The following is a 26,447-nucleotide window of genomic DNA, read 5'->3' on the forward strand; positions in this document are numbered from 1 at the left end:
ATGAGATTAAGAAATAAACCTTGAACAAACGATTTCCTAAAGGAAAATGATGATTGACTTTTGACACCTGAAAATGACCAACCATTTGAATTAACAAAAATATTTGCCAATAGCCATCCAGTTCATCTTGAAATTGGTTGTGGCAAAGGTGGTTTCATATCAAATTTGGCTTTTCAAAATAAACAAATTAACTTTGTGGCCATGGAAAAAGAAACCACAGTAGTTGGAGTGGCTGTTAAAAAAACTTTGGCTACCTATCAGGATTTAAAGAATTTAAAGTTTTTGAATTCTTATGCTGAGCAATTAGAAAAATTCTTTCAACCTAAAAGTATTGAAAGAATTTATTTGAATTTTTCAGATCCCTGACCCAAGTCGCGTCATGCTAAAAAACGTCTAACATTTACTACTTTTCTAAATATCTACAAGAATATTTTGGTTGATAATGGAGAGATACATATTAAGACAGATAATGATAATTTATACAATTTTTCTCTGGAAATGATTGAACTAAACAACTGAAAACTAATTAGTAACACCAATGACCTTTACAACAATCACGAAATGTTAATTGATAATATTCCTACAGAATATGAAACCAAATTTCATAATTTAGGCAAAAATATAAATAAAATAATCATTCGAAAAAATTAGTCAGCAAAAAATGATCGTTTTTAATGTAACGTAATTAATCAATAAAATTGACAAATTTTGAAATAAAAAAAACGCAACTTAACTAAATTGTTTGAGTTGCATTTTTATTTGTCTTCTAAATCGGGTTCAGTTTCCAATTTTTTAGTTTCTCTTTGTTTTTTTTGGTCATGAAATTTGTTTCTTCATTCTAGTGAATTGCTGATAAGTGTTGAACTTTGGTTTATTAAGTAGATGGTTAAACTAAAGTTCAAATTCATTAGAGTAAAATTTATGATACTTAGTGTTAAAGCCAAAGGTCAGTGCCAAACAAAAGCATCTCCTCAACTAATTTTAGCTGCAAGTGCTGCACTTGAAATCAAAATGAAAAAAGTTACTATTGAAATAATCGAACTAATTCATCAACAATATCTAGATCTTTTATAAACCACACTAACTGCCTTATTGCTTTTTTCATCAATATCATAGTGACCCACATAAAGTAGGGCAATTGATGTTTTACCAAAATTCATAATACCAATAGCAGAGTTAATAATTATCAAATCCAAAATGATCTGAGACACTAATATAATCTTAACTATCAAAGTTAGAGCCAATTGCGAGATTATTAGTAATGAAATAAGCAAAATAACAGTATTAATAGCTGCAATTCAAAGAACTGGTTTTTTAGTTACTTTACGAAAACGTGAAACATCCATATATTTACCTCTTTTATTATTATAGCAACAAAACTAAGTTATTGGATAAAATGCCTTTTTTAAAACGATTTTAATACCATAAAACGATTTTAAAATCAAAGACTTTTTATTCTTAATATGGGATATTTAGATTGTAGGAGGAAAAGAAAATATGAAAAAATTATTATCAATAATAGGTGCGGGTTCACTAATCGCTACTTCAGCAACTAGTGTGGTTGCATGTGGTGTAACTAAATACACATCAATTTATTTGGTATCAGATGTAGGAAAAATTAACGATCGTTCTTTTAACGAATCTGCTTACAACGGATCAAACAAATTTTTAAAAGAACAGTTGAAAGTTGAAGACAGCGTAATCGCACACTTAACACCAAATAGCACTTCGGAAATACAAAAAAATTATGCAACTGCTAGAAAAAATGGAGCTCAAGCATTGGTATTACCAGGTTTTGCGCACCAAGAACACATTGAAGAAGCTTCTAAAGTAATGGGTGATTCATCTACTGGAAGCGTTATTTTCCTTGATGGTACAAGCGCTGGTAATGAAAATGTTATTGGAATACAATTCAAATCAGAAATGTCTGGATTTTATTCAGGGGTAGCTTCGATACTATATAAAATTAGTACAAGCAAAGATGAAATAACTAATGTAAAATTAAGTGCATTTGGAGGATTACATAATGCAACTGGAGTAACTAATTTTATTAGTGGATATATGGCATCAATTGATTTCGTGAATCAGCTAAAAAAAGATTCACCAGAAACGCTAACCAGTTTGATTAAAATTTTAAACAAAGATAAAAGTGAGGCTAATTTTGGGAAAGCAGAAAGAATCGCTTCACAAAATAGTGCTCCAACAAGCGATACCGACAAAAACTGATTTTCAGGATCATTTGCAGTTGGCGGGGGGAAACCTACAGCAGAAACTCAAGTTGAACAAGGTGCTGACATTATTTTCCCAGTTGCTGGACCACAAACCGAAGACACTTTAAATACAATAAAAAGTAAGAAAAAAGCTGGAGAAGTATTTGTGGTTGGAGTTGATACAGATCAAGTGCAACTATACAGTAATTACAAAGATTACTTTGTTACTTCAGCAACAAAACGTCTTGAGGAATCAACACAAGCAGCACTGGCAAATAGTAAAGCATTTGCTGACAAACTATCAGATGAGGAAAAATCAAAGTTTGAAGGTAAAGATAAAGAAGGTAACGTTTTAACTGGGGCTTGAGATGGAAAAGACGTTTGATTTGATGGTGATTTTAGTAGTGGTGGAAACAATAAAATAACAGATCAAAATCACAAAGAATTAATAGAAAAATTAAGCGCAGCTGGTGTTGCATTGAGTGCATACTACCATACTAATATAGGAACTAAAGAATCCGCAAAAGATATTTTAGATACAAAAGCGATTGCTAATATGGCTGATGCAGCAGTAAAAGCTATAAAAAAAGATAATATTTAGAAAATACATTATTGGAAAAATCACCAGTGGAAATTTTTTGGAAAAAAATATCTCCGATTTTTTCAATAATTTTTTAAATATGATATATAATATTTTTGAGGATTAATATGATTCTCTAAAATTTTAATAATGGAGGTAAATATGAAAAAATTATTAAGTATTTTTGCCGCAACGGCGCTTACTACAACATCAACTTTGAGTGTTGTTGCTTGTGGTACCAAAAGGGACCCGGATGTTTGAATTGTAACAGATACTGGTAAGGTTAATGATAAATCATTTAATCAATCAGCATTTAATTCAGCTAATACATTCCTACAAACTGATTTAAAAAGAGATGTGAAAGCTTCGGTTCAGGAACCCAAAACTCCTAGTGAACTTGAAAATGCTTACCTAACATCAAGAAAAAATGGTGGAAAAGCAGTACTGCTACCTGGATACCAACATGCTACTCATATTGAAAAAGCATCAGAAACTTATGCTGAAGGTGATACACCAGGAACTGTTATTTTCCTTGATGGAAGTTCAAAAACAGAAACAAAACAATTAGAAAATGTAGTTGGAGTTTTATTTAAAGCTGAAATATCAGGTTTCTATGCCGGAGTAGCTTCAATATTGTATAATTTTGAAATCGGAAACTGAAATCCAGTTATTACAGGATATGGAGGAGGAGAACACTCGCCATTCGCAACATCAAATGCGCTTGCAGGTTACTTCGCTTCTGTTGTATTCATGAATGATTTAATTGCTGATGCACCTAATGATAACAAACTATTGACAGATTTACTTGCTATAATCGGAAAAGACAAAACAGAGTTACCTTCAAATGCTAAAGTAAAATTTGCTAAAAATCAACAACTTGATACTACCGCGACAATGAAAGATAGTGACTTCTTTACTAAAACTTTCGCAGTCGGTGATGGTACACCGCTTTCTACTTCTTTGGTAGTTGATAGTGGAGCTGATGTAGTCTTTCCATTTGCAGGACCTCAAACTGAGGATACTTTAAAAGTAATAAAAGATAGAAAATCTAAAGCTTTAGTTATTGGTGCAGACGTTGATCAAACTAATTTATATGGAAACTATAAAGATAAATTTATTACAAGTGCATTAAAAGATTTAGAAGGAGCTGGAAGAGCCGCATTGGTTCACAGTAAAGCATTCGAATCAGAAAAAGTCACAGTTGGAGAAGACGTTGTTAAAGGAACTAATCAACAAGGTGAAGAAATTACAGGTAAATGAGACGGACAAGATGTTTGATTTGGTGGTAAAATCGCTACCGGGCAACACAATAAATTTAGTAAAGAAAAAGCGGAAAAATTAATGGATCTTCTTGAAAAACCAGGAGAAGAATTGAGTAAAGTATACCAAGCTGGTACTAGTTTAAAAGAATTCTCATACGTTTTCTCAAAAGACTTTATTCAAAGACTAGCAACGGCTGCTACAGGACTTTCAAAATAATAAAAAATAACATATAATTAAATTATAATAGAATCAATGAGGACAGAATAATGAAAAATGACAATCAATATGCGGTTGAAATGGATTCTATTACTATGATTTTTAATAAAACCTTAATAGCAAATGATAAAATCGACTTTAAAGTAAAATCGGGTGAAATTCATGCCTTAGTTGGCGAGAACGGAGCGGGTAAATCAACTTTAATGTCGATTTTATTTGGTTTATACGAACCAACTCAGGGTGAAATTAAAATAAATGGTAAAATCGAAGCTATTACAAACCCAGTCAAGGCGAATCGTCTTGGAATTGGAATGGTTCATCAACACTTTAAACTAGTTGACATATATCCGGTTTGAATGAATATTGCGTTAGGTGATGAAATTACCAAAGGTAAATTGTTTATTGACAAAAATAAAATCAAGGCGAAAATTACAGAGATTATGCAAAAATATAGTTTGGAAGTAGACCTTGATGCTAAAGTCGAAAATATCACTGTTGGGATGCAACAACGTACTGAGATTTTAAAAATTTTATACAGAGATGCTGAAATTCTGGTTTTTGATGAACCAACAGCGGTTCTAACACCAACAGAGATTGACGGACTTTTAAAAGTTATGAAGAAACTTCAAAAAGATGGAAAAACAATTATTTTCATTACACATAAAATGGCTGAGATCCAATCGGTTGCAAACTCAGCAACAGTAATTCGTCGCGGTAAAAAAATCGAAACGTTTGATATGAGCAAAACCACAGTTGAAAAATTGGCAGAAGCTATGGTAGGGAGAAAGTTGGTTGAAATCAAAAACAGTTACACTCCTTGTCAAGACAGAGTGGTTTTATCAGTTCAAGATTTAACAATGAAAAAAATATCTAACCATAAGGTTATTGGTTTAGACAATTTCAACTTAGATATTAGAGCTGGGGAAATTGTTGCCATCGCTGGTGTTGAAGGTAATGGACAACAAGAATTAGTTGGGGCCATTTCGGGACTTGAAAAAGTTAATGCTGGTAAAATAATTATAAATGGTGAAGATATCACTAAGGCTTCAATTAAGAAGCGATATCGAAAATATAAAATAAACCATATTCCCGAAGACCGCCATAAGCACGGATTGGTTTTGGAAAATGATGTAATTCAAAATATGGTTTTACAAAATATTGATGATGTTGAATTTAGTAGATGAGGTTTAATCAAACGTAACGCTATTCAAAGTTATGCTCAAAAAATAATTTCAAAATTTGATGTCAGAGGATCACAAAATGGTTTTGCAATCTCTAGACAACTTTCTGGGGGTAACCAACAAAAAGCAATTGTTGGACGTGAACTTACAAGAGATCATGACATGATTATAATTTTCCAACCAACTCGAGGTTTAGATGTTGGTTCAATTGAATTTATCCACAACGAAATCTTAAAAGAGAAGGAAAGTGGTAAAGCCGTCCTTCTAGTTAGTTATGAACTTGGAGAAGTAATGGCTCTGGCTGATAGGATTGTCATTTTAAACGGTGGTAAAAAAGTTGGGGAATTACCCGGTAAGGGAGCCAAGAGAGAAGAAATTGGTTTAATGATGACAGGAAAGGGGGCCGACTAAATGGATTTTAAACTTGATAGATGGCTGACAAGGGAAAAACTAAGAATTTCTTTAAAGTCAGATAAAACAAAATCTAAATTAAAATATGTGAAGGCCTCAATTTTGGCTTTGCTTTTCGGAATAACATTGGGAATAATAATTATTTTTGCCAATGGTTATAACGGACTTGGATACTTTTTTGAATTATTTAAAGTATCATTTAGTACTTGAAAAGTTGGAAATGGACAATCAGACTTAGATCGTATGATGAATCACTTTTCATCTTATATTATCCTAGCATTGGGTCTAGCAATGGCATTCAAACTAGGTTTATTCAATATTGGGGGATCTGGTCAAGCCGTATTGGGAGCGGGGCTATCAATTATCCTTGTAGCTCAAATGGAAAAAGCAACAGGAATTTCATTTGAAACTGTTGGGGCTAGTTATATCTTTGCAATATTCTTAATCTTCGTACTTTCAGCCGCAACGACCTCAGCATTAGCTGGACTTTTAAAAGTATTTTTTAATATTCATGAAGTTGTGACAACAGTTATGATGAACTGAACAATTTGATACTTTTTACGCTGAATTATATTAAAAAACCCAGTTGACTATATAAATGCAAACCAAGAGACAAAACCGTTTAATCATAATTGAATTTCAATTGGTGGAAATCAATGAATTCTTGGAATAATTTTAGCAATCGTTTGTTTGGGAATAGTATTCTTTGCCCTTACTTTCTTGACATTTGGCTATAAATATAATGTTGTTGGTAAACAACCAACAGCTGCTAAATATGCTGGAATAAACAATAAATCTTTTGTAATTATTGCTACAGCAATTTCGGGGGCCTTAATCGGAATTGCAGCATTCATTTACTATATCTCAATTGAAAAAAAATTAGGCTACGGACAAAACGACCTACCAACATTTGGATTTGATGGTATTTCCATTGCACTAGTGGCCTTTAATAACATTTTCGGAATTATTCCAATATCATTCCTATGAGCGGTTATAAAGAGTTCTGCCACAGCAGCAACAGGTAACCCAGCATACAATGGTCTTTCCAATGAAGCCGCTTCATTAATGTTTGGAGCAGTAATTTATGGAGCAGCAATTTATTCTGTTTTCTATAGATGAGAACCATGGAAAAAACTTCAGTTCCGATTATACAAAAAAATTGATTTCAAAACCAAAATTGAGATTGATAAAAATATAGAAATCATCAAAGATTACAAAAAACAAATTGCCTCTATAAAAATGGAAAGAAAATTGGCAATAAAAAATTACAAAGCTCAACCAGATGAAACAATTCAAAACTTAGCTAAAGAAAATGAATTGCTGGGATGAAGCGATATTGTTAAAAGACCTTACAATGATCAAATTTCTGTTTTGAAATCAAAAATAAACTCGATGGAGGTTTTAAATAAAATCATTTGAGAAGAAGGACTTAAAAAATATCAAGAAAATGGTCTTAATGGAGTTTATGGATGAAGATCTAAAAACAATAACCTAATTTTAGGAACTACCCTAGATGAGCTGACAGAATATGTAATCAGTCGAGATCACAAAATTGCAGAAAGCAAAAAGGAATTTAAAAACTTCTTGAAAGTTTCAGAAAAAATGAACGATTCAAAAATTGATGACGTAATTTTAAAACAAAATGCTAAACAGAAATTTGGAATTGAAGACGCAGAGAAAGATTTAGTTGATAAAACTCGCTCAATCAACACTGATTACAAAGAGCTAATTCTAAGCGCTAAAGAGAAACGTGATTTAGAAATTAAGGAAGCTCGCAAACAAGCAGCTTTAGCTGGGGAAAAATCTGTTTCAGACTACAATAAAGTAATCAAAGTTAATAATGAAAATTTCAAAAAAATTCTAGAAGTAGTAAAACAACAGTATGTTCAAATTGAACAATGAGAAAAACAAGAGTTAGACTCATTGAAATCTCAATTTGAACCTAAGTTAATCGCTGCAAAAGACAATTTGGAAGAATATAAATTGATAAAAAAACAATATCAAGAAGCTATGGTTCAAATCAAAGCCTCAAGCTTCGATAAAAAAATGGAGGTGAAATATTAAATGTTAGTTACAATGATAGCATTTATTTCCGGTGTTTTCGCTATTTTCCTAATAGCCTCAATTTCTGGAGCACTTTCAGAAAGAGCTGGTGTGGTAAATATCTCCATTGAGGGTTTTATGACAATGGGGGCTCTATCGTTTGCCATTGCAGGAAGCTATATGAATGCACAAGATGATAGTAACTGAACTCAGATTATTGCCTTGTTAATAGCCATGGTAGTTTCTGGAGTATTCGCTTTGCTACATGGTTATGCTTCAATTAGATTGAAATCAAATCAAGTGGTTGTTGGTACTGCAATAAATATTCTAGCACAAGGAATTGCGCTTTACTTGGCAACATCAGGAATTCTAGGTTCAGATGGTACAAGAATTCCAACTAATTACTCAGTAATTAGTTTTGATGACAACAAAAATATTTTCAACCTTTATTTAATTATTGCGGTTTTAATTGCTGCAACAGTTGGAGCATTTTTCACCTTTACAAAAATTGGTAAAAGATACGCCGCTGCTGGTGAAAATCCCAACGCTGTTGATGCGGCTGGAATTAATGTAATTAAATACCGTTACATCGCAATTGTGATTTCAGGAATGTTAGCTGGATTATCGGGTGCAATGTTCGTAGTTATAAAAACTTCCGGTTCATTTAGAGGAAGCACCGATGGGTGAGGATTCTTAGCACTAGCAATTATGATTGTGGGTCAATGAAGAATTAAATTTATTGCCCCAGCAGCGTTATTATTCTCGATTATGTTTGGACTCGGGGAATACCTATGATCTGTTGACGGTGTTCCAAACTCATTCAAGGATAATGCAGATCTATTTAAAGTATTACCATTTATCGGTTCTCTACTTGTTATGATTATTTTCAGTAAGTGGTCCCAAGCGCCAAAAGCGTCAGGAATTCCTTTTGATAAATCAAAAAGATAGAAAATCATTAAAAAAATCTCAGAGTTTCTGAGATTTTTTTATTTTAGTCACGTAGAAATTTGAAATCATTTTCAAGAGTTTAAAAAAACCGACCCAACAGATCGGTTTTGATATTTTAAATATTAATTAAATTTAAGTCGGTTCTTAATTGCTTGGTTTTACCTTTACTTGGCAATTTTGTTAGAGTTAATATTGCGGCTACAAACATAACAACGCAACTAATAACCCCAATTCACCATCCTAAAATTATGAAAATATCAAAACCCCAAAATAAGAATGGTGATATTATTGTCAGAAATATAATTCAAGGAATTATTGAAAATATTCCTACCCAAGCCCCGATTTTTTGTATTTTTTTACTTTCAGAAAATAATAGAGCAATTGCCACAAGTGGTATACAAAACAATAAATAAGATGAAATTACAAACCCAACAAAACCCCAAAATAAGAATGGTGATATTATTGTCAGAAATATAATTCAAGGAATTATTGAAAATATTCCTACCCAAGCCCCGATTTTTTGTATTTTTTTACTTTCAGAAAATAATAGAGCAATTGCCACAAGTGGTATACAAAACAATAAATAAGATGAAATTACAAACCCAACAAAACCTCAGAACTGGTCAAAATCTAAGTGCTTAATTGCGGTCAGTGCACGTCTTAAACCAGTCAAAGATGAGAGGAAATTTAGCATAAAGTATGCTTGAGCTCCGGTGGCTCCCATCATGGCAATTCTTGTTCATTTTATAATAATGACCACCTCATTTAGATTATTATATCTATTTATATAATACATTAAACTGGTTTTGCTTTCAATTTTAAATTATAAAAATCTATTTATTTAAGAAAAAAACTGTATTTTACGATAAAATTATTTTACCAAGATTGAAAGAGGAATAAAAATGTATTCAAATAAATTAATTGAGTCTCTAAATAAAGACTTAGCAACTGAATTTAAAAATTTAAAGCAAATAAGTAAGGATTTTAGTAAAACCTTTGATGGTGTTTCTAGAATGGTTATGTTAGACCGATATGCACAAAAAGACTTATTATTAAAAACTCTGAAAGTCGGAGATTTAGTAGTCACAACAATTAAAGACGATCCGGTTTTTCCTTCGCGTGGAATTGGAACAGTAATTAAAGTTTTAAATGATGGACGCTACGAAGTTGAAATCGAACAAGCTTATGTGGGAATAATAGATCCAGAGTCAACTATTGAAAGCAAAAGAGAAAATGTCATATTCAAGAATAAAACTGAATTGGACAAACCCTTAGAACTTTTTTGAGAACAAATCGCTTATCGTGTTGGGCATGCTTTAGGTAAAATCGAAAAAACTGATCAAAAATTGATTAGTGAAAAATTCACTGAAGAACTAGAAAAATTAAACGTTATTCCAGCGGGACGAGTTTTGTTTGGAGCAGGAAGTGATAGTGCTGTAACATTTTTTAACTGTTATGTAATGCCGTTCATTAAAGATGATCGTGTAGGCATCGCTGAACACCGTCAACAAGTGGCAGAAATTATGAGTCGTGGAGGAGGAGTCGGTACCAATGGTTCAACACTAAGACCTCGAGGTGCAATTGCCAAATCGGTTGGAGGAAAATCTTCAGGATCGGTTAGTTGGTTAAATGACTTATCAGGATTGACCCATTTAATTGAACAAGGAGGTTCAAGAAGAGGTGCTCAAATGATTATGATGTCAGATTGACACCCAGATATAATAGAGTTCATAATTTCTAAAATGCAAAACACAAACATCTTATTGTGATTGCGCGAACATTCTCAATCTCATTTAATTCGTGAGCAAGCAAATAATAAATTAAGATTTAAAAACTTAGGCCCAAATGAAAGAAGAACTTATGAAGCTATTTTGGCTAATAAGAAAAACATCGATAAGGAAACCGTCCAAGAAGCTCAGAAAAATTTAGATGCTGGGGGAACTTGAGTAGTTTCAAATCCAGACTTCCTTTCAGGAGCAAATATTTCAGTGACATTAACTGATAAATTTATGAGTGCAGTTGAAAGAGACTTGAACTGAGAATTAAAATTCCCAGACCTAGATTCATTTGATGCTAAACAAAAAAACTTCTATGACACTAATTGAGATAAAATGGGAGATGTTTTTGAATGAGAAGCTCAGGGTTATCCAGTTAAAGTTTATGAAAAAATCCCTGCAAGAGATTTATGGGATTTAATAAACTTCTGTGCAACTTATTCAGCAGAGCCAGGAATCTTCTTTATTGACAAAGCAAACAAAATGACAAACGCTCAAGGTTATGGAATGAAGGTTGTGGCAACTAACCCCTGTGGGGAACAGCCACTAGCACCTTATTCAGTTTGTAATTTAGCTGCGATTAATTTAGAGAACTTTGTTAATAAAAAAACTAAAGAAGTTTTATACAATGAATTAGCAGAGACAGTGGCCAATTGTGTCCAAATGCAAGATAATGTAATTGATGCAACCCCCTATTTTTTAGAAGCAAATAAAAAACAAGCTTTAGGTGAGCGAAGAGTTGGTCTCGGGGTTATGGGTCTACACGACATGTTAATTTGAGCAGGACTTCGTTATGGTTCACCAGAAGCTAATAAAGTAGTTGATAAAGTATTTGAAACAATTTGTTTGAGTGCTTATCGTAAATCTATTGAATTGGGTAAAATCAAAGGTTCATTCCCATTCCTAACAGATAAAAAGAAATTTATTAAATCAGGATTTATTCAATCATTACCAAAGGATATCCAAGAAGGGATTCTTAAAAATGGTTTAAGAAATTCTCACCTTCTAACTGTTGCTCCAACTGGATCTACAGGAACCATGGTTGGTGCTTCAACAGGGTTGGAACCTTATTTTGCCTTTTCATATTTTAGATCTGGACGACTAGGTAAATTTATGGAAGTAAAAGCTAGAATTGTAGAAGAATGATTAACTTATAATCCTGAATTTGTTGACAAGCCTTTGCCTGATATTTTTGTTTCAGCTATGGAGTTATCACCAGAAGAGCATGCTGATGTTCAATGTATTATTCAAAGATGAGTTGACTCTTCTATTTCTAAAACAGTTAATGCACCAAAAGGTTATTCAGTTAAACAAGTCGAACAAATTTACTCACGACTTTACAAAGGTGGAGCCAAAGGTGGAACAGTTTATGTTGATGGAAGTCGAGACACTCAAGTGTTATCATTAAATGATGATGATCAAACTATTGATGATGGATTAGAAGTAATTAGCAACAATAAACTTGCTAAACCAATTGAGGGTGAACAAAAGATTGGAAACGAAATTGGTGATTTATGTCCAGTTTGTTCAATTGGAACCTTAATCGATTCAGCTGGTTGTGTCACTTGTAATAACTGTGGGGCACAATTAAAATGTGGTCTATAAAATAGTTTAAAGGAAGTTTAACATGAACCAGAGAGTCCAACTATTATTTAAAATTGCAATTATACCAGTTTATGCTGCAATGGTAGTTGGGGCTAAGGAAGCTTTAGCGCTTGTTCCAAATATTGAATTAGTTTCATTCCTATTATCATTTGCTGCCTTAGTATTTCCTTTGACAATGGTATTTGGAATAATCACGGTATTTACATTTATTGAAGTATTTATATATTCATATGGAGTCGCTCAATGAATGTTGTTATATTTAGTGGCTTGACCTATTTTGGTTTTAATCACAGTTTTATTTCGACCATTAATAAAAAGACACTGATGGATTTTTGTCATTATAAATGGTTTATTTGGATTAAGTTTTGGATTAATTGACGCTACCTTAAATTATTTTGTCTGATTTAATTTTGACTTTCCCGTAACAATTGCTTACTATTTGCGAGGAGTTACTTTTGATGTAATTCACGGGGTTGGTAATTTTATGATAGCCATAATTTTATATCATCCGGTAATGGCTCTATGAAATAGTCATTTAAAAAAATATTTAGGAGGTAGTGGTTTCGTGAAACAAGAAAAAGGATATATTCATTTAATAATGGGAGAAGGTAAAGGAAAAACCTCAGCTCTTAATGGTATGGGGTTGCGCGCTGCTGGAGCTGGTTGAACGGTTAAATACGTGAGATTTCTAAAAAACCGACCTACAAGTGAAAATAAGATGCTTAAAAAAGCCAAAATTAAGGTTGAAAACTTTTACCACTTTTCTAAGAAGTTTATTTGAGAGATGAATCCAGAAGAGATTCAAGAATTTAAAATTGAGACCCAAAAAGGCTTTGATTACTTAAAAAAAGTCTTACAAGACTCAAATAATGACATGGTTTTAATAGATGAATTGTTGGGTGCTATTGAAAATAAATTAATTGATGAAGATGAATTAATATCTGTTTTAAAAAATCGTCGACCAGGAATTGAAGTAGTAATTTCTGGGAGGTATGCATCTGCTAATTTAATTAAATTAGCAGATTTAACAAGTAAAATTGAACCGGTCAAACATTATTTTGACCAAGGTGTTGAAGCTAGAAAAGGAATAGAATTTTAATGAAATCGGGAGCAAAAATATGATTAGCAAGCTCGGCTGCAGCGATTGTGCTGGGAACTTCTATAATTTTAAATACTGTATTTATATCAAAATATCAAACTTTAAAAGATGGTTTGAAGGAAGACGCAAGCTTAAGACTAACAGTTGAGGCTTACGATATTGATGGGGGTATGTTCCATCGAAATGAGTTTTCAAACCTAACCCCAGCAAGCCTTTATGAGATAACCAAAGAGGATCCTAAGTTTGAATACGAAAGCTCATCTTTTGGAATGTTTTTGAAAAATCTTGATAATAAGGTCAAAAACAACCAATACATTTCAATTAATTCCCCAACCCATGAAAAATGTGCTGGTAAAAGTTTAGAAAATCCTAAGAGACCAAATAGTTGTCAGGTTGGTGCATCTGATTTGATCATAAGTCAACCAGAGTACTTCATTTTTCAAATTGAGCAACTATAGCAAAATTTAACTTCTGAAATAAATTTCAGAAGTTTTTTTTAATTTCGGTACTATTTTTATACAAAATATATACAATTAATATTTATTAATCTGTCGCAATAAAATCAACTCTTTATGTTAATATAATTGTGTAAAGGCAGGTATAAAAAAATGACACCACATATTGAAGCTAAAAAAGAAGAAATAGCAAAAGTAGTAATAATGCCAGGAGACCCACTAAGAGCTGAAGTTATTGCTAAGAAGTTTTTGACTGACTACAAATTAGTTAACAAAGTTAGAAACATGTTTATGTTTACAGGATTTTATAAAGGAACTAAAGTTACCATTGCAGGAAGTGGAATGGGATGTGCTAGTATTGGAATTTACTCATATGAACTATATAAATTCTATGATGTTGACCACATTATTAGAGTAGGATCGGCTGGAGCATATACAGATAAACTTAAAGTTTATGATATTGTTAACACAAAAGAAGCTTTCGGAGAATCCCCATATCCAAAATTGGCAGCAGGAATTGATAGCAATTTAGTTCCTTCTTCAAAAGAGTTATATGAATTGATTAACAAAACTGCAGCAGAAAATAAAATTTCTGTTCATGAGGGAAAAGTTCACTCAAGTGATGTTTTTTACCGCAAAACTGATTCAATGGCATTTGCTAAAGAAAATAAATTAGATTGTGTGGAAATGGAATCGCTTGCATTGTTTGCAAACGCCATTGAAACTAAAAAAAGTGCAGCTTGTTTGTTAACCATTTCAGATAGCTTTGTAACCAAAGAGGTAACAACAGCTGAAGAGCGACAAAACAACTTTATGGATATGATTAAAATTGCTTTAGAAACAGCGACAAAATTATAGAATGATAATTTTGGCGATAGAATCTAGTTGTGATGAATTGAGCATTGCGATTTTAAATAATGGAAAAGTTTTAACTAACATTATTTCAAGCCAGATTAAAGATCACCAGAAATTTGGTGGGGTTGTCCCAGAACTGGCAGCTCGACTACATTTAGAAAATATCGAATTTGTAATTAAATCAGCTTTGAAAGAAGCTGATTTATCTATTAATGAGATAGAAGCTGTTGGCTACACCCAAACCCCGGGATTAATAGGTAGCTTAATAGTTGGTAAAATCATTGCTCAAACAATTGCTAGATATTTAAATGTCCCCCTTTATCCTTGCCATCATATCCTTGGTCATATTTACGGAGCTAGTATAGAAAAAGAGTTTGTATATCCAGTTTTAGCTATGGTTGTAAGTGGTGGGCACACTCAGATTCAACTTTTGAATTCGGTAGAAGATTATGAAATCATTGGTCAAACACAAGATGACGCCATTGGTGAATGTTACGACAAAGTTGCTAGATATTTGGGCTTAAATTATCCTGGAGGCCCAGAAATTGATAAACTAGCGAAATCAGGAAACCCCGATGCCTACAAACTACCAATTCCAAAAACTGAAAATGAGTTTGATTTTTCTTATTCTGGATTGAAAACTGCCTGCATAAACTTAATTAATAAAATGAAGCAAAATAATCAAAAAATTAATATAGCAGATTTTTCAGCCTCATTTCAAAAGATTGCGGTTGAAGCGATTGCTGAAAAATTTGAAAAAGCCGTTAAGAAATATCAACCCAAAACAATAACGGTGGCTGGAGGAGTTAGTGCTAACTCTTCAATTCGCCAAAAAATTATGGAAATTGGTGAAAACAATCAAATTAATAACATTATCATTCCTAAATTGGAATATTGTACCGATAATGGTGCAATGATTGGAAAATTAACACAAGAAATGATAAATATTTCCAAAAAATTGATATAATAAAAATATAAATATCTAGAAAAGGGGGTAATTATATGAGATCATTTTTAGTAAAATTAGCAACAATAGATGAGAATATATTAACAAGTAGAGAAACTCAAATTGTGGAATATATCAAAGCAAACTTGCATGAAATAGTAAATAGTAATATGAAAATCGAAAGGTTAGCTCAGGAAGTTGGAACCGGATATAGTGCAATTTATGGACTTTTAAATAAACTAAATATTAGAGGTTATCGTGATTTTTCAATTTCACTTTCAAATGATGCAGATTCACAAGAAATTGAAGTGGCAAAAAATGACGAAAATGTTGCAGCTAGCTACATTAATTTAATTAAGCAAAACTATTCTTTGATCGAGAAAAGAGCAATTTTTGAGTCATTAAAATTAATCAGAAAATCAACAAGAATTTTTATCTGTTACTGAGAGAATTCTTTAATGGGGCCAGCTCAGGTTTTAGAAAACTTCTTGTACAAAGAAAAACTGAACTGTTATCTATTGGACAATGATTGAGATACTTTATTAGATAGAGTCGAAAACTTAAGAGAAGATGATTTATTTATTTTTTATACAAAATACGGTCAATCAAAACACTTAGAGAGAATTATGAATAGAATAAAAAACAAAAACGGAGATATAATTTATATCTCTGGAAGAGTTTCGAATCCAGAAATCGCCAGATTAGCAAATTCATCACATACATTAATAATCGAAAATTACGAATCTACTCAATTTAATAGTTATGTTTCGCAATCAGTTCCCTTTCACTATTTTAATGATTTATTTATTTATCATTTTGTAAATACGTCAAACCAAGAAAGAGCTGAATAAGCTCTTTTTATTTTTTTAGAACAGGAAGTAAAAAATATGGAAATTTTGAAATTAGCACCATTCTTTAGTGAACGTCTTTGGGGCGGACAAAAACTAAAAGAAATGGGTTTTAAAACCCCAATTAATAAAAAAATTGGTGAAGCCTGAGTAATCTCTGCTCACGACAATGGAATGTCTTACGTGGACTCTCCAGGAGCATATGAAGGAATCTCGTTAAAAGATTTATTTGCAAAACATCCCGAACTTTTTGGCAATACAGCCTATGAAGAATATCCTTTGTTAGTTAAAATAATAACTGCCAAAGACTATTTATCAGTTCAAGTTCATCCTGATGACGAATATGCACAAAAAAATCATAATTCTTTGGGTAAACCTGAAAGTTGATATGTTCTTGAAGCTCCAAAAGAAAGTAGCTTAATTTATGGACATAATGCTAAAAACCCAGAGGAATTCAAAAGTATGGTGGAAGATGGTTCTTGGGATAAGTTACTTAAAAAAGAAGCAATTGAAGAAGGTGACTTTCTATATGTTCCCCCAGGTAAAGTCCACGCAATTACACCTGAAGTTGTAATCTATGAGTTACAAAGATCAAGTGACATAACATATCGTTTGTATGATTATGATCGTTTAGATGATCAAGGAAATGCAAGAGAGTTACACATTAAAGAATCTTTGGATAATACTAAAATTCCAGACACAGACCACTTTGTTACCAAAAAAGCTAAAGGAAAAGTTTTTTCATCAGAGTTTTTTTCACTAGAAGTTGTTGAAGGGGCTTATCAAAAGGAGTATATTTGTCCTGAGTCTACCGATTGATTACAAATAACAGCCATTAAAGGTTCGGGAACAATCAATGGAATAAAATTTGCTAAAGCTCAATCAGCCATAACAATTAAGGGTATTGAAAAAATGATAATAACAGGAAATTTGAAAATTCTTGTATCTTGAATTAAAAAATAATAAAAAATTTAAAGCTTCCTCAAAACTGATTTGATAAAATCGGATTTGAGGTTTTTATTTTAGTCAAATCAGGTGGTGATTTCTAGGACTTAAAAAGTTATTTTGTTTAAATACAAAACTAAAATATATTGTATAATTGTTTTAACAAGAAAGAGGAAAAAAATGGACTTAAAAAAACTACATGCTGATTTTAATCAATTAGAAAAAAAGGAGATATCTATAATTGCTAGAGTTAGAAGCAATCGCCAAGGTAAGGTTGTTTCTTTCATGGTTGTTAATGATGGAACACATTTAAATGACCTACAAATAGTTTATAAAACAGATGTGGATGGTTTTGAAGATGCTATTCAATCTAGAGTTAGTTCTATTGTTGAAGTTTCTGGAATCTTAATTATAACTCCGGGAAAACCACAACCTTTTGAACTACAAGCAAGTAAAATAGTTCTTCTAGATCAAGCCATTGAGGAATATCCTCTTCAAAAAAAAGAACACTCACCAGAATTTTTAAGAGAAATTGCACATCTGCGTGCACGAACAAAAACTTATAATGCTGTTTTCAGAATTAGATCGAGTTTATCATTTGCAATTCACAAGTTCTTTCAAGAAAACGACTTTGTTTATGTTCAAACACCAATTATCACAAGCAACGACGCTGAGGGAGCTGGAGAAGCCTTTACTGTAACCACTAGAAATGATGATAAGTATGAACAAGACTTTTTCGGGAAAAAGGCATCATTAACTGTTTCGGGTCAATTGAATGCAGAATCTTACGCTCAGGCATTCAAAAATGTTTATACATTTGGTCCAACTTTTAGAGCTGAGAATTCTTTCACTTCACGACATGCTTCAGAATTTTGAATGATGGAGCCAGAGCAAGCTTTCTCAGATTTAAATGGTAGCATAGAATTGATTGAAAGTATGCTAAAAAGTGTAATTAATTACGTTTTTGAAAAAAATTTAGATGAGTTAAAATTTTTGGATGAAAATCAAGAAGAAGGACTAATAAATAAATTACAAGGGATTCGAAATTCAGAGTTTTCAATAATGACTTACGAAGAAGCGCTTAAAGTTTTACAAAAAGCAATTAGAGATGGTCATGATTTTGAAGAAAAAGATATCAAATTTGGAATTGATTTAGGAACAGAACACGAAAGATATATTTGTGAGACTCATAACAAAAAACCAACTTTTGTAATTAATTATCCCAAAGATATCAAGGCTTTTTATATGAAATTAAATAGTGATAATAAAACTGTGGCCGCTGTGGACTTGCTGGTTCCTGGAATTGGGGAGTTAATCGGGGGAAGCCAAAGAGAAGATGACTATGACAAACTTATGAAAAGGGTTAAAGAACTCGGAATGAGTGAGGAAGAAATTTCTTGATACACCGATTTAAGAAAATTTGGTTACTTTAAATCTTCTGGTTTTGGACTTGGATTTGAAAGACTTATAATGTATGTCACTGGAATGAGCAATATTCGCGATGTTATTGCTTTTCCAAGAACACCTAAAAACTTATTATTCTAAAAATGGTCATTTGATCATTTTTTTGCATTTTTATTCAATTAGCAATAAAGGAATTGTTTAAAATTTTTTATAAATAAATCGTTTTAGCATTAAAACTTTTTAAGTCTTATAATCATAAATAGTGTAAAATTATTATATGAAATGAAGGTGATTACATGCTAGTTTCAATCATTATTGCCACACAGGGCAAGAAAACTCGCCTAGTAGAGTCATTTTACAGTATCCAACAACAAGTTAACAAGAATTACGAAATAATTGTAATTAATGAGGGTAACGATGCAGAATGTGAACAATTATTGCGACAAGATTTTACGCGAAATCCTAATTTAAAAGTGGTTTTTAATACTAAAAATCAAGGAACCTCATATGCTTGAAATATTGGAATTGAGTTAGCAACAGGAGACTATTTTGTTTTCCTAAAAGAAGGAAATACCATTGATCCTAATTTTATTCAAAGAATTCACGATGTGGTTTCAAAAAATAAGGAAAAAATTGATTTGATTGAATTTTCTATTCAATATACAAAACTTAGTGACTCACACTCAAGTTCTGTTTTAGAAAATGAAAAAGTTTATGACTTGAAAACAGAACACGAACCATTCGCTTATACTGACCCAATAATCTACAATAAATTATTTAGAACTGCCTTTGTTAAAGATCACAATTTTTCATTCCGCAGATTCACTCGTTTTGATGCGCTTTTTATTTATAAAGTTTTAGGTCAGGCAAATAATTATATGTATATTTCTGATATTTTAATGAACCACCGTTTAAGCGTAATGAAATACTCAGCATTTGATTTAGTAAACCAATGACCCCATGTTGTAAATTACTATCGCCGAGTTGGTAAGTTTAAAAACTTAAAAGAAGAAATTTACTATGCTTACTACAAAGATATAATTTACCGCTTCTTATGAATGATTACTAAATTTGATAACAAAATTTTGGTGAAAAAAGGGGTTGCTTTCGTTGAACGTAAGGTTAGCAGTAAACTTGATGAAATCAAATTAAATGAAGTGTTTAAAAATAATTTAGAACCCGAATTTAATGATAAGGTTAATAATTTAAAAGAGTATTTTAAAAATATTCTAAAAAGCGGTTAATTGCCATGACAGAAAAACCATTACTGACTTGGAAAATAGCTTCATTAACAAGGATTTCTATCACTCGAACATTTGACTTGCTAATTTCTGCACTGCCAATGATGTTAATGCAAATTTTTTTACCACTTAGTGGGTGAACCGGCATTTTAATTAATGCTTTTTTTGGTTTAACTATGTTGCTGATTTATTTTATTATCATACCTTTATTTATGGGGGGTAACACCTTGGGTAAAAAATTATTTCAAATAACTTTAAAGAGCAAAGACAAAATCACATTTAAAAAAATTTTTACCAGAGAAGGGTTTTTTATTTTACTACCATGATTAATTTCTTTACTGCTTAAAGCAATGGCTTTGGGAATCTTTTACTTAGGGGACCACAATAACAATGACATGCAAACAAACGGTTTTTGAATAGCATTTGGAATATCTCGATTTGGGGACTTGTTTTATGTCGCTTGAGCAATATTTTTATTTGTGACAATTAAAATTCAAGAAAATTTTCAGTGTGGTGTTGATATAAAATATGGTATATTTGTAGTGAACAAAAAACCACTTCAAGATGAAAATTTAAGCGAAAGTAAAACTGATGAACCTGTGGGTAAACATATTCACTTAGATGATAACTTACCAGGAAATATTGAACAGAACTTAATTAATGAAATAGAAGAAATAGATTAGGAGAAATTATGAAACCAGAAATTATGAAGGGTTTAAATCCCGACCAACTCGAAGCAGTTCAAGTAATTGATGTGCCATTAAGAATTATCGCTGGAGCTGGTAGTGGAAAAACCAAGGTTATCACAACTAAAATTGCCTATCTAATTGAGGAAAAGAATATCCAACCCTTTAGGATTTTAGCCGTGACATTTACAAATAAGGCAACTCGCGAAATGAAAAATCGGGTAGCCAATTTAATTCAAGATGGTAGAGGAAAACCCTTTATCAGCACCTTTCATGCATTTTGTGTTAGGGTTTTAAGAGAAGAATATGTTAATGTTAATTTAGAGAAGAACTTTTTGATTATTGATAATGGTGATCAAAAAAATCTTATGAATAAAATCTTGAAAGCTATGAATGTTAGTTCTGATTCAATTCGCAAGTATGAAAAAATTGCCTTGAGTAGAATATCAACTTGAAAGAACCAATTTCAAACACCTGAGGAAGTACTATCTTATGCCAGTTCAGAATTTGAGTTTTTGATGGCAAAAGCATATGGGGGTTATGTCAAGGAATTAAAGCGTTTAAATAGTGTTGATTTTGATGATTTAATTCTTATGACCCACCAACTTTTCAAAAAAAATATTGCAGTCCAGCAAAAATGACGCGATCGTTTTGACTATGTTTTAGTGGACGAATTTCAAGATACCAATGAAGTTCAATTTGACTTAATCAATTGACTAACACTTAACAAAAAGAACCTAACTGTGGTTGGTGACCCAGATCAAACAATTTATTCTTGACGAGGAGCGAAGGTTAATATTATTTTAAACTTCAATAGAAACTACCCAGATTCACGAACAGTGATACTTAAGGAAAATTATCGTTCAACACAGAATATTTTGAATTTAGCCAGCGACTTTATTACTCATAATAAAAATCGCGAAGCTAAATCGGTATTCTCAAACAATCCCAAGGGAGAGAAAATTGCTTTAAAAGAAACCGCTTCAAAAGCCTTTGAGGCCAAATTTGTCACTAACAAAATTAGAGAACTAGTAGAAAAAGACGGTTACAAATATTCAGATTTTTACATCCTTTATCGAATCAACGCTTGATCTGCGGAATTTGAAAAAAACCTGGGAATTGAAAAGATTCCTTTCCAATTAGTTGGGGGTTTAAAATTTAGAGACCGTAAAGTTATTAAAGATATTTTGGCCTTATTAAAATTTGCAGCTTTTGGAGATGATTTATCAGCCAATCGAGTTTTAAATTTTATACCAAAAATTGGAGCTGTAACAATTGAAAAAATTGAACAAAAAGCTAAAGAACTTCAAGTTAGCATTTTTTATTTACTAACCAAAAATATCCAAGAAGCACTTACGGTCTCAAAACACCTAGAGAACTTGTGCACCGCTTTGAATCAAGCAGCCGCTTTGCTTGAAGAAGAACCACGAATCGATGAATTTTGTAAATTCTTACTTGACAAAACAGGATACGAAGAACGTTTGAGATTTTTAAACAAAGATGACGATGATTTACAAAATTTACAAGCATTTTTAGATCAGGTTAAAAGTTATGATGATGGATTTGAGCCACAAGAAAACGACGAAAATAATCATGTTTTGGCTTTCTTGCAAAACGAAGCTTTAGAAACCTCGGAGTTGGATAATTTCACTGCAAATAAGGTAACATTGTTAACGGTTCATGCTGCCAAGGGTTTGGAAAACAAAGTTGTATTCATAACTGGTTTAAATAATGCTGTGTTTCCCCTAAAATCAGCTTTTACTTCAGTTGAAGCCTTAGAAGAAGAAAGAAGAGCTCTTTATGTTGCTATTACAAGAGCAGAAGAGCGTTTATTTATGTCCTATGTTGCTGGAGAAAGATCATATATATCAGATGGAGAGCTTTCAGCTAGTATGTTTATAAGAGAATTAAATCAAAACCTTTATGATTTTGAAAAAAACATATTTTTCCATTCCGATGGCAATATGACCTCAAATCAGTATAATTCTATGAGCGAAAGTCTTGATAAAGTTATCAAAATCTCAACCGAATATAAAAAAGGTGTTTTGGTTGAACACGTAGCTTTTGGGAGGGGTATTATTACCAAGGTATTAGACCGTCAAGTGATGGTGGCTTTTGATAATCCTCAATATGGAGCAATGGCCATAGCAATAAATTCTTCCGCTTTAAAGGCGATAAAACACTAATTTAAAAGTATTTACAATTCCTATAAAATGTTTATAATTATAAAGTAGCGATAGGAGGATTATAAAATGGCACAATTTACTGCTAAAGTAATTGACAAAGTAGGTTTACACGCAAGACCTGCATCAGTTTTAGCTAAAGAAGCTTCAAAATTTCAATCAGATATTAAAATTAAATCTGATGGAAAAGAAGGTAATTTAAAATCAATCATGAACGTAATGGCATTAGCCATCAAATCAGGAGCTGAAATTACAATTGAAGCTAAAGGAGCAGATGAAGCTGACGCAATTGCTGCAATCGAAAAAGCAATGAAAGATAACGAAATTATCTAATAAAAAAAATCACTGAGGTGATTTTTTTTATTACTTTGGAAAATGTCTTTAAAATCTAATAATTTTTTCTATTAAAAAAAATTAGGTTTAGAAAAAATAATATGTATAATTAGTATTGAATACAAAAGGGAGATAAATATGAGTAAAAAATTAAACGGAATCGGAGCTAGTGATGGAATTGCTATTGCTAAAGCCTATCTTTTAGTGGAAGACCACATAAAAGTTAATGATTCAAAAGCTAAGGACGTGCAAAAAGAGTTAAACCTAATTGCAACATCATTGGAAAAAGCTAAAAAGGATTTAAGTAATTTACAAAAAATAGCATTAGAAAAACTAGGGCCAGAAAAGGCGGCTATTTTTGAGGCTCACGAACAAATTCTAGAAGATCCAGCAATGAGTGACGAATGAAACCAAATGGTTAAAAACGAAGGTTTAAATGCTGCTTTTGCGGTTAAATCTGTGGCTGATAAATATTCAGCAATGTTTTTAGCAATGGATGATGATTACTTTAAAGAACGTGCAGCTGATGTAAAAGATGTAACTGAAAGACTAATTCGCTATATCTTGGGAATGCCAGTATTAGACTTGGCAACCATTAATGAAGAAGTTATAATTGTTGCAGATGATTTGACTCCAAGTCAAACTGCCCAATTAAATCCAAAATTTGTAAAAGGATTTGCAACTAACATTGGGGGAAGAACTAGTCACGCAGCTATTATGGCGCGTAGTTTAGAAATACCAGCAGTTTTAGGTCTTAAAAACATAACATCAACTGTTAAAAGTGGTGAAATGATCGCTATTGATGGAGAATCAGGGGAACTTGAAATAGCTCCAGCAAAAGTTGCTGAATGAAAAACTAAATCTGAGAATTTCTTGAAATTCAAAAAAGAATTAGAATCATACAAAAATAAAAAAACAGTTACCAAAGATGGTTATGATAAATTTATTCTTGAAGGTAACATCGGATCACCCAAAGACGTTGAAGGGGTTATAAATAATGGTGGAGAAGGAATTGGATTATTCCGTTCAGAATTCTTATATATGGACAATGACCACTTCCCAACAGAAGAGGAACAATTTGTTGCTTATAAAAAAGTGGTTGAAGACATGAAAGGTCATGTAACAATTATTAGAACTCTAGATATTGGGGGAGACAAAAAACTTTCTTACTTCAAATTCCCAGAGGAAATGAATCCATTCTTGGGATATCGAGCAATTCGTTTTACACTAGATCGAAAAGATATTTTCAAAGATCAAATCAGAGCACTTTTAAGAGCTAGTGCTTTTGGACCATTAGGAATTATGTTCCCAATGATTGCCACAATTGACGAATTTAAAGCAGCAAAAGAATTTACTCTTGATTGTAAAAAAGAACTAGAAAAAGAAGGGGTAAAAGTTGGTAAAGATTTACAAATTGGTATGATGGTTGAAATACCAGCAGCAGCAGTAAACGCTGAAAAATTTGCCAAACACGCAGACTTCTTCTCTGTTGGAACAAATGACTTAGTTCAATATTCAATGGCTGCAGACCGAATGAGCGAAAATGTAACTTACCTATACCAACCATATAATCCATCAATTCTAAAATTGTTAAAAATGACAATCGATGGGGCTCACAAACAGGGAAAATGAGCTGGTATGTGTGGAGAAATGGCTGGAGAACCAAAAGCATTACCATTACTAATGGGATTAGGATTGGACGCATTTAGTATGTCTGCAACAAGTATTCTAAGAGCTAGAAGTATTATGTCAAAATTAAACTTGAAAGATACTCAAGTTCTTGCTGAAAAAGCCTTGGATTGTGAAACAACTGATGATGTTTTAAAATTGGTTGATGACCTATTGAAAAAATCAAATATTTAATAAATAACTAAAAAAGACCCCAAAAGGTCTTTTTGTTATTTTCAAGCTCTGAAGGTTTGGTTCAATTTTATAAAGTAAGAGTAAAAATAATTTATAAAAACTCTTTCATAAATGGTATTATAATAGAGTAATCGGAGGATGAATATGAGTTTATTTAGTAAAAACAAGGAAGTTCAAATATTTGCGCCATGTGATGGTGAAATCATTGGACTTGAAAAAGTTGAAGACGAAGTCTTTTCAGAAAAAATGCTAGGTGATGGTTTTGCCATCGAACCAGCAAACGGAGATTTTGTTGCACCAATGGAAGGTAAATTGGTTACTGTTTTCCCATCAGGACATGCCTATGGAATTAAACACAAATCAGGTTTAGAAGCATTATTACATATTGGTTTAGATACTGTAAGTTTAGATGGTGAAGGATTTGACATTAAAGTTAAACAAGGAGAATCAGTAAAAGTTGGAACTCCTTTAGTAATGGTTGATTTAGAAGGAATTAGAAGTAAAGTTCCCTCACTAAAAACCCCATTGGTTTTCACTCAAGACTCTTTGGAAGGTAAAAACATTGAAGTTTTAGCTAAGGGTAAAGTTAAAAAAGGCGACTTAATCGCAGTTATAAAATAAAAAAACGGAAATAACTTTCCGTTTTTCGCTTATTATATAATTTCTTTTGATCTTTTATCTTAAAGCGTTTGCGTAAATTTCTTGAACATAATCTCAATCAATGATCGTAAGCAGGTTCTTAACATAATTTTCTCGGTCATTTTTATAATCAAGAATATATGCGTGTTCTCAAAGGCATATTCCAATTAAAGGGGTCATACCCAAAAATCACGGATTATCCTGGTTGAAAGTGTTGTAAACTCGCATATTTTTATTTTTGTCTAAAACTAATCACGTTCATCCACTTCCAAAGATTGACATTGCATTTCTAACCATTTCTTTGCAAAATTCATCTAAAGTCATAAAGTTTTTGAAGATGGCATCTTTTAAAATCCCATCTTTTAGGGTAACATCTTTTTTGAAGTTCTTAAAGTAGAAGTTTAGGTTAATTAAACCTCCACCATATTGGCGAACTAGAATATGAAATTCTTTGGGTAGACTTAAGTAACTTTTTACTAAGTCATCTAGATTTTCTATATATCTAGGCAGGTTGAAAAATCCCAAGCCTTTATTTAGTTTATCTTCATATTCAAGGTGAAACCTGTTGTAGTGTAAATTGATTTGTTCTTTTGAAAGTACTGGTTCAAGGAATTCAATTCCTTGCTCTAGTTCTATTCTTTTAAACATTTATTTCCTTCTTTCTATTTAACACATAAGATAATATTATATTAATAATTAAAAATTGCATTATTAAAGT

23 protein-coding genes are annotated in these 26,447 nt (G+C 31.9%); 20 read left to right on the top strand and 3 right to left on the bottom strand.

Annotated features, from left to right (window positions below):
* Window positions 1-651, top strand: coding sequence for a tRNA (guanosine(46)-N7)-methyltransferase TrmB (gene trmB / locus AACK87_RS00420; RefSeq protein WP_338972468.1), 651 nt, complete (start codon window positions 1-3; stop codon window positions 649-651).
* Between the two features lie 104 nt (window positions 652-755).
* On the opposite strand, the gene AACK87_RS00425 is transcribed toward trmB, so the two are convergent.
* A complete protein-coding gene (locus AACK87_RS00425; RefSeq protein ID WP_338972470.1) occupies window positions 756-1,346 on the bottom strand; it encodes a hypothetical protein in 591 nt (196 codons plus the stop codon).
* Window positions 1,347-1,497: 151 nt separating this feature from the next.
* Here AACK87_RS00425 and AACK87_RS00430 point away from each other — a divergent pair, with 151 nt between their 5' ends.
* From AACK87_RS00430 to AACK87_RS00450, 5 genes are all read left to right on the top strand, one after another.
* Window positions 1,498-2,811: a BMP family ABC transporter substrate-binding protein gene (locus AACK87_RS00430; protein WP_338972473.1), complete on the top strand. Its 1,314-nt coding sequence runs from the start codon at window positions 1,498-1,500 to the stop codon at window positions 2,809-2,811.
* A gap of 141 nt (window positions 2,812-2,952) precedes the next feature.
* Window positions 2,953-4,269, top strand: a complete 1,317-nt coding sequence (locus AACK87_RS00435) for a BMP family ABC transporter substrate-binding protein (protein WP_338972476.1) — start codon at window positions 2,953-2,955, stop codon at window positions 4,267-4,269.
* Window positions 4,270-4,319: 50 nt separating this feature from the next.
* Window positions 4,320-5,861, top strand: a complete 1,542-nt coding sequence (locus tag AACK87_RS00440; RefSeq protein WP_338972478.1) for an ABC transporter ATP-binding protein — start codon at window positions 4,320-4,322, stop codon at window positions 5,859-5,861.
* Window positions 5,862-7,925, top strand: a complete 2,064-nt coding sequence (locus AACK87_RS00445; protein ID WP_338972481.1) for an ABC transporter permease subunit — start codon at window positions 5,862-5,864, stop codon at window positions 7,923-7,925.
* Window positions 7,926-8,852 (top strand): ABC transporter permease, encoded by a 927-nt coding sequence (locus AACK87_RS00450; RefSeq protein ID WP_338972483.1) that lies wholly within the window; start codon window positions 7,926-7,928, stop codon window positions 8,850-8,852. It abuts the gene before it with no gap.
* A gap of 115 nt (window positions 8,853-8,967) precedes the next feature.
* Here AACK87_RS00450 and AACK87_RS00455 read toward each other — a convergent pair whose 3' ends face one another.
* Entirely contained in the window at window positions 8,968-9,648 is a 681-nt protein-coding gene (locus tag AACK87_RS00455; RefSeq protein WP_338972486.1) for a hypothetical protein, read from the bottom strand.
* Window positions 9,649-9,754: 106 nt separating this feature from the next.
* Between AACK87_RS00455 and AACK87_RS00460 the strand changes: the two genes are divergently transcribed.
* The 14 genes from AACK87_RS00460 to AACK87_RS00525 all read left to right on the top strand — a co-directional run bounded on the left by AACK87_RS00460 (window position 9,755) and on the right by AACK87_RS00525 (window position 25,711).
* Complete coding sequence (locus tag AACK87_RS00460) at window positions 9,755-12,232, top strand: vitamin B12-dependent ribonucleotide reductase (RefSeq protein ID WP_338972489.1); 2,478 nt, start codon at window positions 9,755-9,757, stop codon at window positions 12,230-12,232.
* Between the two features lie 22 nt (window positions 12,233-12,254).
* Complete coding sequence (locus tag AACK87_RS00465; protein ID WP_338972492.1) at window positions 12,255-13,331, top strand: cob(I)yrinic acid a,c-diamide adenosyltransferase; 1,077 nt, start codon at window positions 12,255-12,257, stop codon at window positions 13,329-13,331.
* Window positions 13,331-13,789 (top strand): hypothetical protein, encoded by a 459-nt coding sequence (locus AACK87_RS00470; protein WP_338972495.1) that lies wholly within the window; start codon window positions 13,331-13,333, stop codon window positions 13,787-13,789. Before AACK87_RS00465 ends, AACK87_RS00470 begins: the two co-directional genes overlap by 1 nt.
* Window positions 13,790-13,939: 150 nt before the next feature.
* The gene (gene deoD, locus AACK87_RS00475; RefSeq protein WP_338972497.1) at window positions 13,940-14,644 is read left to right on the top strand and encodes a purine-nucleoside phosphorylase; all 705 of its coding nucleotides are present in this window, start codon (window positions 13,940-13,942) and stop codon (window positions 14,642-14,644) included.
* A gap of 1 nt (window position 14,645) precedes the next feature.
* Window positions 14,646-15,608, top strand: a complete 963-nt coding sequence (tsaD, locus tag AACK87_RS00480) for a tRNA (adenosine(37)-N6)-threonylcarbamoyltransferase complex transferase subunit TsaD (RefSeq protein ID WP_338972499.1) — start codon at window positions 14,646-14,648, stop codon at window positions 15,606-15,608.
* Between the two features lie 35 nt (window positions 15,609-15,643).
* Window positions 15,644-16,438, top strand: coding sequence for a MurR/RpiR family transcriptional regulator (locus AACK87_RS00485; protein ID WP_115557702.1), 795 nt, complete (start codon window positions 15,644-15,646; stop codon window positions 16,436-16,438).
* A gap of 36 nt (window positions 16,439-16,474) precedes the next feature.
* Window positions 16,475-17,398, top strand: coding sequence for a type I phosphomannose isomerase catalytic subunit (locus tag AACK87_RS00490; protein WP_338972503.1), 924 nt, complete (start codon window positions 16,475-16,477; stop codon window positions 17,396-17,398).
* 162 nt (window positions 17,399-17,560) lie between these two features.
* Window positions 17,561-18,925, top strand: a complete 1,365-nt coding sequence (gene asnS / locus AACK87_RS00495; protein WP_338972506.1) for an asparagine--tRNA ligase — start codon at window positions 17,561-17,563, stop codon at window positions 18,923-18,925.
* 155 nt (window positions 18,926-19,080) lie between these two features.
* On the top strand, window positions 19,081-20,028 hold the full coding sequence (locus tag AACK87_RS00500) for a glycosyltransferase family 2 protein (RefSeq protein ID WP_338972509.1): 948 nt from the start codon (window positions 19,081-19,083) through the stop codon (window positions 20,026-20,028).
* Window positions 20,029-20,033: 5 nt separating this feature from the next.
* Window positions 20,034-20,708, top strand: coding sequence for a hypothetical protein (locus tag AACK87_RS00505; protein WP_338972512.1), 675 nt, complete (start codon window positions 20,034-20,036; stop codon window positions 20,706-20,708).
* An 8-nt stretch (window positions 20,709-20,716) separates the two neighbouring features.
* A complete protein-coding gene (locus tag AACK87_RS00510) occupies window positions 20,717-22,897 on the top strand; it encodes an ATP-dependent helicase (protein ID WP_338972514.1) in 2,181 nt (726 codons plus the stop codon).
* Window positions 22,898-22,963: 66 nt separating this feature from the next.
* Window positions 22,964-23,227 (top strand): HPr family phosphocarrier protein, encoded by a 264-nt coding sequence (locus tag AACK87_RS00515; protein ID WP_338972517.1) that lies wholly within the window; start codon window positions 22,964-22,966, stop codon window positions 23,225-23,227.
* Between the two features lie 138 nt (window positions 23,228-23,365).
* Complete coding sequence (ptsP, locus tag AACK87_RS00520; RefSeq protein WP_338972520.1) at window positions 23,366-25,090, top strand: phosphoenolpyruvate--protein phosphotransferase; 1,725 nt, start codon at window positions 23,366-23,368, stop codon at window positions 25,088-25,090.
* A gap of 144 nt (window positions 25,091-25,234) precedes the next feature.
* Entirely contained in the window at window positions 25,235-25,711 is a 477-nt protein-coding gene (locus AACK87_RS00525) for a PTS glucose transporter subunit IIA (RefSeq protein ID WP_338972523.1), read from the top strand.
* A 54-nt stretch (window positions 25,712-25,765) separates the two neighbouring features.
* On the opposite strand, the gene AACK87_RS00530 is transcribed toward AACK87_RS00525, so the two are convergent.
* The gene (locus AACK87_RS00530) at window positions 25,766-26,377 is read right to left on the bottom strand and encodes a superoxide dismutase (protein WP_338972526.1); all 612 of its coding nucleotides are present in this window, start codon (window positions 26,375-26,377) and stop codon (window positions 25,766-25,768) included.
* Window positions 26,378-26,447: the final 70 nt, after the last annotated feature.

Source organism: Spiroplasma endosymbiont of Panorpa germanica, from assembly GCF_964019765.1.
GTDB lineage: Bacteria > Bacillota_I > Bacilli_A > Mycoplasmatales > Mycoplasmataceae > Spiroplasma_B.